Origin of the sequence: Bacteroides sp. (assembly GCF_029057325.1) — a bacterium.
Lineage (GTDB): Bacteria > Bacteroidota > Bacteroidia > Bacteroidales > Bacteroidaceae > Bacteroides.
This window is the reverse complement of sequence record NZ_JAICZW010000096.1, coordinates 1-12,578: the sequence shown is the minus strand read 5'-3', so window position 1 is coordinate 12,578 and position 12,578 is coordinate 1. Positions and strand designations below refer to the sequence as shown.

Sequence of the window (12,578 nt, the reverse complement as noted above, 5' to 3'; positions counted from 1 at the left end):
GACAGACACTTGTGTCTAGCGCGACAGACACAAGTGTTCAAGATGACAAACACAAGTGTCTGAGACGACAGACGCAAGTGTCTGTCAAACGAGGCATATATTCAGTAACCTGATGCCTACAAACGACTTTTTTAGCCCGTATCGCTACATATCTGAAAATAAACACGTAAATTTGCACCGATATTAACCGAATACTAACCGGTTTTAACCAGGCGAACATCGGTTTTCAACCATTGAATAAACACTGTTTTCAACAATATACTAACAAATAGCAGTATGGAATACAATTTCAGGGAGATTGAAAAGAAATGGCAGAAACGGTGGGTGGAGAACAAAACCTACCAAGTGACGGAAGACGAGACGAAGCAGAAATTCTATGTGCTGAACATGTTCCCCTACCCCTCAGGCGCGGGATTGCACGTAGGACACCCGTTGGGATACATCGCTTCGGACATTTACGCCCGCTACAAACGACTGCAAGGTTTCAACGTACTGAACCCCATGGGATATGACGCTTACGGACTGCCCGCCGAACAATACGCCATCCAGACGGGACAGCACCCTGCGATTACCACCGTCAACAACATCAACCGCTACCGCGAACAGCTCGACAAGATAGGTTTTTCCTTCGACTGGAACCGCGAAATCCGCACCTGCGACCCCGAATACTACCACTGGACGCAATGGGCCTTCCAGCAGATGTTCAACAGCTACTACTGCAACGACACCCAAAAGGCACGCCCCATCCGGGAACTGATAGAAGCCTTCCCCAAACAGGGCAGCGAAGGACTGAACGCCGCGTGCGGCGAAGAGCTGCACTTCAGCGCCGAAGAGTGGAACGCCATGAACGAACAGCAACAACAGGAAGTACTGATGAACTACCGCATCGCCTATCTGGGCGAAACGATGGTGAACTGGTGCCCGCAGTTGGGTACCGTGCTGGCCAACGACGAAGTGGTGGACGGCGTCAGCGAGCGCGGCGGTTTCCCCGTAGTGCAGAAGAAGATGCGCCAATGGTGCCTCCGCGTATCGGCCTACGCACAGCGCCTGCTGGACGGACTGGAGACCATCGACTGGACCGAATCGCTGAAAGAGACACAGAAGAACTGGATAGGGCGCAGCGAAGGTGCCGAAGTGCAGTTCAAGGTGAAAGACAGTGACCTGGAGTTCACCATCTTCACCACCCGCGCCGACACCATGTTCGGCGTCACCTTCATGGTGCTGGCCCCCGAAAGCGAACTGGTGGCAAAAGTCACCACCGAAGCGCAGAAAGCCGAAGTGGATGCCTACCTGGAACGCACCAAAAAGCGCACCGAGCGCGAGCGCATCGCCGACCGCAGCGTGACGGGCGTATTCTCAGGAAGCTATGCCATCAACCCCTTCACCGGCGAAGCAGTGCCCATCTGGATCAGCGACTATGTGCTGGCCGGCTACGGAACAGGTGCCATCATGGCCGTACCTGCGCACGACAGCCGCGACTACGCCTTCGCCAAGCACTTCAACCTGCCCATCATCCCGCTGGTGGAAGGTTGCGACGTCAGCGAAGAGAGCTTCGACGCCAAAGAAGGCATCGTCTGCAACTCTCCGAAGGCAGGCGTGGAGCCTTACTGCGACTTGAACCTGAACGGACTGACCATCAAGGAGGCCATCGCCACTACGAAGAAATATGTAAAAGAGCACAACCTGGGCCGCGTGAAGGTGAACTTCCGCCTGCGCGACGCCATCTTCTCGCGCCAGCGCTATTGGGGCGAACCGTTCCCGGTTTACTACAAGGACAACATGCCCTACATGATTCCCGAAAGCTGCCTGCCGCTGGAGCTGCCCGAAGTGGCCAAATTCCTGCCTACCGAAACAGGCGAGCCGCCGTTGGGACACGCCACCCGTTGGGCATGGGACACAGCGAACAACTGCGTCGTAGAGAACGAAAAGATAGACAACGTCACCATCTTCCCCCTGGAACTCAACACCATGCCGGGATTCGCCGGTTCCAGCGCCTACTACCTGCGCTACATGGATCCGCGCAACCACACGGCACTGATTGACAAGAAAGTGGACGAATACTGGCGCAACGTGGACCTCTACGTGGGCGGTACCGAACATGCCACCGGCCACCTGATTTACTCCCGCTTCTGGAACAAGTTCCTGCACGACATCAACATCTCCGCCGTGGAAGAGCCGTTCCAGAAACTGGTGAACCAAGGCATGATTCAGGGCCGAAGCAACTTCGTCTATCGCATCAAAGACACCAATACTTTCGTATCGCTGAACCTGAAAGACCAGTACGACACCACCCCACTCCATGTGGACGTGAACATCGTATCGAACGACGTGCTGGACGTGGAAGCCTTCAAGGCATGGCGTCCCGAATACAACACGGCAGAGTTCATCCTCGAAGACGGCAAGTACATCTGCGGATGGGCGGTAGAGAAGATGAGCAAGTCCATGTTCAACGTGGTGAACCCCGACATGATTGTCGAGAAATACGGTGCAGACACACTGCGCATGTACGAGATGTTCCTCGGTCCCGTGGAACAGTCCAAACCGTGGGACACGAACGGCATCGACGGCGTACACCGCTTCATCAAGAAGTTCTGGTCGCTGTTCTACGACCGCAGCGGCAGCTACCTGGTGACGGACGAAGCGGCCACCCGCGAAGAGCTGAAATCCCTGCACAAGCTGATTAAGAAGGTGACAGGCGACATCGAGCAGTTCTCCTACAACACCTCCATCAGTGCCTTCATGATTTGCGTCAACGAGCTGTCCGGCATGAAGTGCAGCAAGAAGGAAATCCTGAACCAGTTCATCATCGTGCTCGCCCCCTTCGCCCCGCACGTATGCGAAGAGTTGTGGGAGACGCTGGGCAACGCGGGTTCGGTATGCGACGCCCAATGGCCGGCATTCAACGAAGAGTATCTGGTGGAAAACACCGTAAACTATACCATCTCCTTCAACGGCAAGGCACGCTTCAACATGGAGTTCCCTACCGACGCCTCCTCCGAAGCCATCCAGGCCGAAGTATTGGCAGACGAGCGCTCGGCGAAGTGGATGGAAGGAAAATCCATCGTCAAGGTCATCGTAGTGCCGAAGAAGATTGTAAACATCGTAATTAAATAAGTCAATGAACTACGGGATACGAGTTACGAACCACGAGCGACAAGAAGAGGTAGCTTGTAACTCGTAACTCGTAGCTTGCCACTTGTCACTTGTCACTAAAAAAAACAAAACCATGCGAATCACCAAACCCACCAAAGCCGAAGTGCAGAGAGAGTTGAAAGACTACTTCTTCATCACCTTAGGACTTGTCAGCTATGCCTTGGGATGGGCGATCTTCCTGTTGCCTTACCAGATTACTACAGGAGGTACTACGGGTATCAGCGCCATCCTCTATTACGCCACAGGATTCCCCATCCAATGGTCGTACTTCATCATCAATGCCGTCCTGATGACGTTTGCCATCAAGATATTAGGACCGAAATTCAGTATAAAGACCACATACGCCATCGTCGCACTGACGTTTCTTCTGTGGTTCTTCCAGTTGTTGGTAAACGATGCGAACGGGGTTCCTCCGCTGATTTTGGGAGAGGGACAAGACTTCATGGCTTGCCTGATAGGCGCCTCGATGTGTGGCGCCGGGTTGGGTATCGTATTCAACTGCAACGGAAGCACGGGAGGCACGGATATCATTGCCGCCATCATCCACAAGTACAAGGATGTTACGCTGGGACGCATGGTGATGGCTTGCGACTTCATCATCATCAGTTCCTGCTATTTCGTATTCCACGACTGGAGGCGGGTGATATTCGGTTTCGTAACCCTGTTCATCATCGGATTTGTACTGGATTATGTGGTGAACAGCGCACGCCAGTCCGTTCAGTTCTTCATCTTCTCCAAAGAGTATGACAAGATTGCCGACCGCATCATCAAAGAGACCCACCGGGGTGTGACGGTATTGGACGGAACAGGATGGTACAGCAAGCAAAACGTAAAGGTATTGGTGGTACTTGCCTACAAACGTCAGTCGGTAGAGATATTCCGGTTGGTGAAAGACATCGACCCGAACGCCTTCATCTCGCAAAGCTCCGTCATCGGTGTATATGGAGAAGGGTTCGACAAGCTGAAAGGCAAATAAGTTCTCAGTAAATAGAAGTAGCCTTCAAAAACAACACGCATAAAAAGGTATGAGAAAAAGATTTGTATTCGCCACAAACAATGCGCATAAACTGGAAGAAGTAGCCGCCATCTTGAAAGATAAGGTGGAACTTCTCAGCCTGAAAGAGATCGGTTGCCATGCCGACATCCCCGAAACGGCAGATACGCTCGAAGGGAATGCCTTGCTGAAAGCCCGATATATTTTTGAAAACTACCACACAGACTGCTTTGCCGACGACACCGGTCTGGAAGTGGAAGCGCTTGGCGGCGCTCCCGGCATCTATTCGGCACGCTATGCCGGCGACGGACACGACTCGGAAGCGAACATGCAGAAACTGCTGCACGACCTGGAAGGCGTGGAGAACCGCAAAGCACAATTCCGCACCGTATTCGCCCTGATTATCGACGGAAAGGAACACTTGTTCGAAGGAATCATCAGAGGAGAGATCATCAGCAACCGGAAAGGTACTTCGGGATTCGGCTACGACCCTATCTTCGTCCCCGAGGGATATACGCAGACCTTTGCCGAAATGGGCAATGAACTGAAGAATCAAATCAGCCACCGGGCCGTGGCGACGAACAAGCTTTGCAAGTTCCTGATGAGATAAAACCAGCTTCTATAATACATCGAAGCATTCGATGGAGATGTGTCAAAACGAAAAGGGACAATGAGATAATTCAGGCACGGATTATGCGGATTTCATGGCATTTTCCTTTTGTAAATCCGTGAAATCTGCGTAATCCGTGCCTGAAAGAAATTCAGCCTGCCAATAATCACAACCCTAATTTTGCCGAAATCTCCAGCATCCTCTTTATCGGCTTCACGGCCTTCGCGGCTATTTCCGCATCCACCTTTATTTCGGGAGACTCGTTCTTGAGGCAGTCATAAAGTTTCTCCAGCGTGTTCAGGCGCATGAAGCTGCACTCGTTACAGGCACAGGTGCTGTCGGCGGGAGGAGCGGGAATGAACGTGGTCTGCAGACACTGCTTCTTCATCTCGTGCAGGATGCCCGACTCGGTGGCGACGATGTAGCTCTTCTCCGGATGGGCCACGGCGTACTTCAGCAGGGCAGCCGTGGAACCCACCACATCGGCAAGCTTCAGAATCGTGCTCTTGCATTCGGGATGGGCCAGCACCACCGCATCGGGGTGGGCACGCTTTATCTCAACCATCTTTTCAACCGAGAACTGCTCGTGCACATGGCACGCTCCGTCCCATATCAACATATCTCTTCCGGTAACGCTGTTGATATAACCGCCCAGATTCCTGTCGGGTCCAAAGATTATTTTCTCATCTTTGGGAAAACTTTCCACTATCTGACGGGCGTTGGTGGAGGTGACCACCACATCGGTCAACGCTTTTACGGCGGCCGTCGTGTTCACGTAGGAGATGACCGTATATCCGGGGTGCTCTTCGACAAACCGGGCAAACTCATCCGCCGGACAGCTGTCGGCCAGCGAACAGCCGGCTGCCATGTCGGGCACCAGGACTTTCTTGTCGGGGCAGAGCACTTTGGCCGTTTCGCCCATAAAATGGACGCCGCACATCACGATGATGTCCGCATCCGTCCGTGCCGCCTGCTGCGCCAGTGCCAGGCTGTCGCCCACATAGTCGGCTATCTCTTGTATTTCACCCCGCTGGTAGTAATGCCCCATGATGACGGCATTTTTCTCTTTCTTCAGTTGCTTGATGGCTTCTATCAGATTATCCATAATTATAAAATTTAATTTCTCTTCTTTTAAAAAAAATCCATTGATGCTGATGATAGGCGGTTAATAGTGTGGAGAAATAATCGGGCTTTTTTTTGCTCCTGAAGTTATTAGATGCAGGAGGAAACTTTATTCCCCGTTTATTAACATCGGAAATGAAGGTCTATCTCTTGAAAATAAACTTCCTACCGGCTCATCTTCCCGCTTCATTAACATCATGTTGATAATCGGCAAAGTTAATAACTTTGATGGGATTTAGGAGTGAAACAATGCTGAAAAATGTGTTTAAACACTTCTGGAAGTTTTCTCCTAACTTTTTTGGTTTGTTGATTCAGCAGCCGGCATAGGTAAGATTTTGAATAATGCAAGTATTATTTTTGAAATTCTTTGCAGGGTGTATCGACACGTTTTCAACGGTTATTAACCGCGATGTGAACGGAAAAAAGTATCTTTGCAGACAGGCATATCGGGGCGTTTGACAGACACTTGCTTCTGTCGTGACAGACACAAGTGTTCAAGACGACAGACACAAGTGTCTGACGCGACAGAAGCAAGTGTCTGTCACGACCGGAAAACGCTCTCTCGTGACGACTTGTTAAACGAATGATAATCAATAAAATATAAATTTTATTATGCGTAAACTGAAGATAACAGAACTGAACCGTATCAGTGTGGAAGAGTTTAAGGAAGCCCGGAAATTGCCTTTGGTGGTGGTGCTGGATAATATCCGCAGCCTTCATAATATAGGTTCCGTGTTCCGCACTTCGGATGCCTTCCGCATCGAGTGCATCTACCTTTGCGGCATCACCGCCACCCCACCCCACCCTGAGATGCACAAGACGGCGTTGGGAGCCGAATTCACTGTCGATTGGAAGTATGTTGATAACGCGGTTGAAGCGGTTGATAACCTCAAGCAGGAGGGATATACGGTCTATTCCGTAGAGCAGGCCGAAGGCAGTATCATGCTGAACGACTTGCAGTTGGATCGGACGAAGAAGTATGCCGTGGTGATGGGCAACGAGGTGAAGGGTGTTCAACAGGAGGTGATAGACCATTCGGACGGCTGCATCGAGATACCGCAATATGGCACGAAGCATTCGCTCAACGTGTCGGTCACGGCGGGCATCGTTATTTGGGACTTGTTCAAGAAGCTGCAAGGCTGACCAATGAACCGCTGTTCATTAGTTATTAACAATTGATATGGATTGATAGTCAATTGGTTGTACGGATGGACGCGATGGGTCTTAACAAGGTTTTCAACAATGGGTGGTAAACCGGACAAGATGGGTCGGCTGAAAATTTATGTGGAGTGTATGTCCTATGTTTCCATCTATTATTGTATATTTGCCGTATAAATATCAACTATACTAAATATGAAAAAGACAATATCATCGTGGGTAGGCATCTTTGTGGGCTGCATCATCATGGCTTCGGCTTTTGTTTACTTCATCAATCCTTATAACCTGGTTCCGGGCGGGGTGTATGGAGCCAGCATCGTGCTTCACAATCTGTTCCCCTCCGTCCAGGTGGGAACGTTCGGCTATATGTTCGACATTCCTTTGCTCATCATCTCCGTATTGCTGTTGGGCTCGAAGTTGGGTTCGCGCACCATTGTGGCGGCGCTTTTCACTCCGCTTGTCATGAACGTGCTCTCCTACCTCTCCTATCCCACCGAAGAGGCGCTCCATCAGTTGGACCCCACGCAGTTGTTGGGCGGCTGTCTGGATATGTCCGACCACTTGATGCTGACTTCGGTCATCGGTGCGGTCATCATCGGTCTTGGCGGCGGCATCGTGGTGCGCAGCCGCGCCACTACGGGCGGTACGGACATTGTGGCGATGATACTTCAGAAGTATTGCCACATCCGCTTTTCGAAAGCCATCCTGCTGGTGGACGGCATCGTGGTGCTGTTCGGCCTGCTGGTCATCGGTTTCGGCATAGGCAATCCTGATGACGCTGTTCAGCCTTCGTTGTATCTCTCCTTCTATTCGCTTATCACCATCTACATCTCTTCGCGCGTAATAGCCTATGTCATCAACGGCGAGAAGAACGACAAAATCGTGTTTGTCATCAGCGATATGCGGCTGACGGCCCTGCACGACTACATTATAGGCGACCTTGACCGCACGGCCACCTGCATCAAGAGCAGCGGTCTCTACACCAAGGCCGACAAGGAGATGTTGTTTCTGGTAGTGAGCTACAAAGAGGTGATGAAAATCAAGCAGAAGATACGCGAGGTTGACCCGAAAGCCTTTGTGGTGGTGACCGATGCCTACGATGCCTTCGGCGAGGGCTGGAAGGAGCTGCCTAAGGAAGGGGAGTTGCAGCCGGAATAAGGGGGAAGAGGTTCAGGTTACCGAATGACTTTCTGGAAATTGCACTATGAAAGTGTAGAAAACATGCTTTTTCTGCACTTCTATAGTGCAATTTAACTATGATTTAATGCAGAAATAGCACTATTACGATGCTTTTTTGCTATATTTGTTGCATAAAAGCACCGTCTATGGACAGATTATACGAAAACTTCAACAAACTATTGAAGGGGACAAAGACCAATTTCATCCGCTACATGTACGATGAAATCAAGTGGGAGAACCGCATGTTAGGTTTGGTGGGACCGCGTGGAGTGGGGAAGACTACCCTGTTCCTGCAATACATCAAGAAGAACCTGACGTTGAAGGATACATTGTATGTATCGGCCGATAATATCTATTTTGCCGACAATACGCTGATTGATTTGGCAGACAAGTTCAGCAAGCAAGGAGGCAAACATCTGTTCATTGACGAGATACACAAATATCCGAACTGGTCCAGGGAATTGAAGCAGATGTATGATTCTTATCCCAATGTCCGATTCTTCTTTACGGGTTCATCCATTCTGGACATCTACAAGGGAATGGCGGATTTAAGCCGCAGGGCACCCGTCTATGAGATGCAAGGTCTCTCTTTCCGCGAATACCTGGCTTTGTTTCATGGCATAGACGCGACGACCTATACCTTTGAAGAACTTTTGGAACATAAAGTTGATATTCCCGAATTGATACATCCCTTGCCGGTGTTTGCTGATTATCTGAAAAGAGGATATTATCCTTTCGGCAAAGACTTGGATTTCAATATGGAACTGGAGCAGGTCATCAATCAGACAATGGAGATAGATATTCCGCAATATGCCAATATGAACGTGGCTACCGGACGTAAACTGAAGCAGTTGCTGATGATTATCTCGCAGAGTGTCCCCTTCAAACCCGTTATGCAGAAGTTGGCGGATTTGACCAGAGTCAGCCGCAATTACATCGCCGATTATCTGCTTTATATTGAGCGGGCGGGAATGATTGCGCAGCTTCGGGATGAGACGGGGGGCATCCGGAGTTTGGGCAAGGTGGAGAAAATCTATTTGGACAATCCTAATCTGATAGCTATCTTAGGTAAGAACGAACTCAACGTCGGAAATCTCAGGGAGACTTTCTTTTATAACCAAATGCGTGTGAAACAGGATGTCATATCTTCGCATATCGCTGACTTTCAGATAGGCGGGCGCACCTTTGAAGTAGGTGGAAAGAACAAGGGGCAGAAACAGATAGCAGAAGCCGCGGAGGGATATGTGGTGAAGGACGATATAGAGACGGGGTATGGCAATGTAATTCCTCTCTGGTATTTCGGGTTGAATTATTGATTTACAGCTGTCCGCTCTCCACCATCAGAATCACCCGTTCGGTCAGCGCATCCTCTCCCGTGGGATCGTACTCCTTCTTCAGGCTGGCGCCGAACAGGGCGGCGAATGTCTGGTAGAATCCTGCCTTGAAGGGTCCCATGAAGGCTTTCACCAGTTCGTAGCCGGTGGAGTGGGTCTGCCGGTCTATCAGCTTGATGAGTAGCTTGCCTTGGGCGAAGGTGAGTTTCTTCATGCGGGGGGTGTATTGCTCCTTTACGCTTTTTTCCACGGCTTTGATGTGCTTCTGGCGTGCCTTTTCGTTGGGCAGGGTCATCATGTATTCGTAAGTTTCCATCATGGCAAGTTTGATTTCTTTGGAGATGGGGAGTACCTTCTTCACGTCGCGAACCAGCTTGTTGTATTTCGCCATTTCCCGCTTGTTCTTGAACTTGAGCGGCTTGAAGATATAGACGGTGGGCAGCTTGACGTAAGGGATGGTGTCGCCGTTGTAAACGCACATCGGGGTGAGGTATGCGCTCTTCTGTTCGCCGGCTTGTGAGGGCTGCTGCTGAGCAAGGCATTTCAGGCTTCCGAAGAGAAGAAACAGGAAGAGTACTATGTGAAGCCTTATGTTCATGTTGCAAAAGTACATCATTCTGTGGAATGTAAGTTCTTTTTCTCTACTTGTTAACTTATTTATTGTTTTTTCTTCGGAAAAGTTTCCTGTTCTCATTATATTCACGTACTTTCGTCCACAGAACAACAAAACGGCTATATCCCATGAAAATCTTCAAGATAGGAGTCTTTCTAAGTATGTTGCTGACGACTCCTGTACTTGAAGCTCAAAACACCACCGTATCTCTTCTGAAGGAAAATCTGGAACAACTCTCCATGAACGGGGAAGAAGACCCCGACTGGGAAGACGAACTGGAAGAGCTCTCCCGACGGCTGCAAGAACCCCTCAACCTCAACACCGCCACCCGGCGGCAACTGGAACAATTTCCTTTTCTGACGGACATTCAAGTGGAGAACATGTTGGCGTATATCGGCATCCACGGACAGATGCAGACCCTCTACGAACTGCAACTGGTGGAGGGGATGGACCGCCGTACCATCGAACTGCTGCTGCCCTTTGTCTGCGTGCAGGCAGTGGAGGAGGGTAGGGGCTATCCTTCCTTGCGGCACATCTTGAAGTACGGGAAGCACGAGATGCTGGCTCGTCTGGATGTCCCTTTCTATACCCGCAAAGGGTATGAGAAGGAGTACTTGGGACCTTCGCCCTATCACTCCTTGCGATACGCTTTCCGTTGCAGCGATTACCTCCAGTTGGGCGTCACCGCCGAGAAGGATGCGGGCGAACCGATGTTTGCCTTGCACAACCGCAAAGGATATGACTATTACTCCCCTTATCTTCTTATCAAGAACTTAGGCAGACTGAAAGCGCTTGTCTTGGGCAATTACCGCCTGAGTTTCGGACAAGGATTGGTGTTGAGCACCGATTATCGCATGGGGAAGACCTTCTCTGTCTTCACCACCGAGCGTCGGGCGGGCGGCATCCGCAAACACAGTTCCACGGATGAGTACAACTACTTCCGGGGTGCGGCGGCAACGGTCGGTCTGCTTCCTTCTTTGGATTTTTCCGCGTTCTATTCGCATCGTTCCATGGACGGGGTGGTGAAGGACGGAGAGATTACTTCCATCTACAAGACAGGCTTGCACCGCACGCAGAAGGAGGCGGACAAGGCGAATCTATTTGCCCTGCAACTGGCGGGCGGCAACCTGACTTATGAAAAGAACACGCTGAAAGTGGGCGTGACGGGCATCTGTTACTTCTTTGAACATCCTTACGAACCGAAGTTGCAGAAATACGCAAAATACAACCTGCACGGCAAGCATTTCTACAACGTGGGTTTGGATTACAAGTATCGTTTCCGGCGGCTCTCATTGACGGGAGAGGCGGCAACGGGTACAAAAGGCTATGCGCTGCTGAACCGGTTGCGGTATGCCCTATCTTCAAACTACAGTTTGCTGCTGTTGCATCGCTACTATTCGCACGACTATTGGGCGATGTTCGGCCGTTCCTTCGGCGAAAGCTCCACTCCACAGAACGAGAACGGATGGTATCTGGCAGCAGAGGCGGTTCCGTGGGCATGCTGGAAGTTTTTCGCCTCGCTGGACCTCTTCTCTTTTCCCTGGTGGAGGTATCGCATCAGCAAGCCGTCGCAAGGCATGGACGGCATGTTTCAGGCAGCTTATTCTCCGAAGCGTTCCCTTTCCATGTACCTCAACTACCGCTATAAGCGGAAGGAGCGCGATGTGACGGGGACAAGCGGTGCATTCACTTCGCCTACCCATCACCATCGGCTTCGCTATCGGCTGACTTATACGCCGGGGGATTTCACCTTACGCACTACGCTCGATTATAACCATTTCCGTCAGCAGGATATCGGTGAGTATCGTTTTGAGCGGCGGCAAGGGTGGGGGATTAGCCAGTCTTGCGCATACGCTCCTTCACGGTTTCCCTTGTCGCTCTTCGTGCAGGGCACCTATTTCCATACCGATGACTACGACTCGCGCGTCTATGCCTCCGAACAGGGTATGCTCTATACCTTTTACACTCCTTCGTTCTCGGGCAGGGGGGTCCGCTGTTCCGCCGTGGCGCGTTACGATTGGAACAAGAGGCTGCTGCTGCTCGTCAAGTTCGGGCAGACCGTCTATCAGGATAGGGAAAGCATCGGTTCGGGCAACGATTTGATACCAGGAAACCGGAAAGCGGACTTGCAGATGCAGGTGATGGTGAAGTTTTAGGCAGTTTTTTGTGTGGTTTCTCTGTTATTTTTCTACTTTTGTTCATAAAACGTTTAAGATATGACTGTCATCTACCCCTCTCCCATCTTCGGTCCCGTCCATTCCCGCCGTTTGGGAGTATCTTTGGGAATCAACCTGCTGCCTGCCGACGGCAAAGTGTGTACTTTCGACTGCATCTATTGCGAATGCGGTTTCAATGCCGCCCATCGTCCCAAACAGCCCCTACCCACACGCGAGGAGGATCGTGCGGCGCTTGAGG

The 12,578-nt window shown here is 50.8% G+C and carries 9 protein-coding genes and 1 pseudogene; 8 read left to right on the top strand and 2 right to left on the bottom strand.

The genetic code is table 11. The features are described 5' to 3' along the window. The first annotated feature begins 276 nt into the window (after positions 1 to 276). The 3 genes from leuS (at position 277) to K2G43_RS05730 (ending at position 4,757) form a co-directional block, all read left to right on the top strand. Positions 277 to 3,114 carry a leucine--tRNA ligase gene (leuS, locus tag K2G43_RS05740; RefSeq protein WP_297643912.1) on the top strand — a complete coding sequence of 946 codons (2,838 nt, stop codon included), beginning with the start codon at positions 277 to 279 and terminating at the stop codon, positions 3,112 to 3,114. 112 nt (positions 3,115 to 3,226) lie between these two features. Next, positions 3,227 to 4,129, top strand: a complete 903-nt coding sequence (locus K2G43_RS05735; RefSeq protein WP_297643914.1) for a YitT family protein — start codon at positions 3,227 to 3,229, stop codon at positions 4,127 to 4,129. A 49-nt stretch (positions 4,130 to 4,178) separates the two neighbouring features. Continuing rightward, positions 4,179 to 4,757: a non-canonical purine NTP diphosphatase gene (locus K2G43_RS05730; RefSeq protein ID WP_297643915.1), complete on the top strand. Its 579-nt coding sequence runs from the start codon at positions 4,179 to 4,181 to the stop codon at positions 4,755 to 4,757. A 166-nt stretch (positions 4,758 to 4,923) separates the two neighbouring features. Here the strand turns inward: K2G43_RS05730 and nadA are convergent, their stop codons facing one another. Beyond that, complete coding sequence (nadA, locus tag K2G43_RS05725) at positions 4,924 to 5,862, bottom strand: quinolinate synthase NadA (protein ID WP_297643916.1); 939 nt, start codon at positions 5,860 to 5,862, stop codon at positions 4,924 to 4,926. Positions 5,863 to 6,491: 629 nt separating this feature from the next. Here nadA and K2G43_RS05720 point away from each other — a divergent pair. The 3 genes from K2G43_RS05720 (at position 6,492) to K2G43_RS05710 (ending at position 9,532) form a co-directional block, all read left to right on the top strand. After that, on the top strand, positions 6,492 to 7,022 hold the full coding sequence (locus K2G43_RS05720; protein WP_297643970.1) for an RNA methyltransferase: 531 nt from the start codon (positions 6,492 to 6,494) through the stop codon (positions 7,020 to 7,022). A 210-nt stretch (positions 7,023 to 7,232) separates the two neighbouring features. After that, positions 7,233 to 8,195, top strand: a complete 963-nt coding sequence (locus tag K2G43_RS05715; protein WP_297643969.1) for a YitT family protein — start codon at positions 7,233 to 7,235, stop codon at positions 8,193 to 8,195. Positions 8,196 to 8,362: 167 nt separating this feature from the next. Next, entirely contained in the window at positions 8,363 to 9,532 is a 1,170-nt protein-coding gene (locus tag K2G43_RS05710) for an AAA family ATPase (protein ID WP_300153454.1), read from the top strand. Between the two features lies 1 nt (position 9,533). On the opposite strand, the gene K2G43_RS05705 is transcribed toward K2G43_RS05710, so the two are convergent. Continuing rightward, positions 9,534 to 10,166: a DUF4294 domain-containing protein gene (locus K2G43_RS05705; protein WP_300153452.1), complete on the bottom strand. Its 633-nt coding sequence runs from the start codon at positions 10,164 to 10,166 to the stop codon at positions 9,534 to 9,536. 125 nt (positions 10,167 to 10,291) lie between these two features. Here K2G43_RS05705 and K2G43_RS05700 point away from each other — a divergent pair, with 125 nt between their 5' ends. Together K2G43_RS05700 and K2G43_RS05695 are read left to right on the top strand one after the other, a co-directional pair. Beyond that, positions 10,292 to 12,319 carry a helix-hairpin-helix domain-containing protein gene (locus K2G43_RS05700; RefSeq protein WP_300153450.1) on the top strand — a complete coding sequence of 676 codons (2,028 nt, stop codon included), beginning with the start codon at positions 10,292 to 10,294 and terminating at the stop codon, positions 12,317 to 12,319. Positions 12,320 to 12,379: 60 nt separating this feature from the next. Then, positions 12,380 to 12,578: pseudogene (locus tag K2G43_RS05695) on the top strand (radical SAM protein); the annotation flags it as partial.